The 697-nt window shown below is 46.3% G+C and carries 1 protein-coding gene; it reads left to right on the top strand.

The window, feature by feature from the left end:
• Positions 1 to 697: mucin-binding protein (locus D8791_RS10445; RefSeq protein ID WP_446677531.1), on the top strand; the 697-nt coding region annotated here is incomplete at both ends.

Raw genomic sequence — 697 nt, 5'->3', positions numbered from 1 at the left:
CGGAACAACTAACTACGCAACCCGTCTGAAAGAATTGACAGACAAGGGCTATGAAGTTGTGAACGATGAGTTCAAGGGACCTAAGACCTTCGATAACGATGATAAGAAAGACCAACAATTTGTGGTTACTCTTCGTCATGGTAAAGAAGCAATCAAGGATCCAGCAGAACTCAACAAGAAGGTGACTCGTACCATCAAGTATCAATACGCAGATGGTCAAACAGCGGGTCGTCCAGCTCTGAAAGCTCCAGTAACACAAGAAGCAGCCTTCACACGTACAGGTGAGCGCGACCGTGTAACTGACAAGAAGACTTACGGTGCATGGACACCAGCTACGAAAGAATTGGCACAAGAAGCTACACCAGTTGTGACTGGATTTGTGGCAGATAAGGCTAATGTAGCAGCGAAGACAGTGACTCCTGATGATAAGGATAGCGAAGAAGTTGTACAATACAAGAAACTTGGTTCATACGTACCAAATGTACCAGACGGACTTCCAAAAGTACCAAACCTTCCATATCCAAATGATCCAACAGATCCAACGAAACCAGGCACTGACCTTCCAGTGATTCCAAGTGTACCAGGCACTACACCAGTAGGCCCAGATGGTACAACGCCATTGACACCGAAAGATCCGAGCGATCCAAGCAAGGGTTACAACCCACCACCAATTCCAAGTGATCCAACTCAGGATACA

Origin of the sequence: Streptococcus cristatus (assembly GCF_003943515.1) — a bacterium.
In the GTDB taxonomy this organism is placed as follows: domain Bacteria; phylum Bacillota; class Bacilli; order Lactobacillales; family Streptococcaceae; genus Streptococcus; species Streptococcus cristatus_D.
This window is presented reverse-complemented; position numbering and strand designations above follow the sequence as displayed.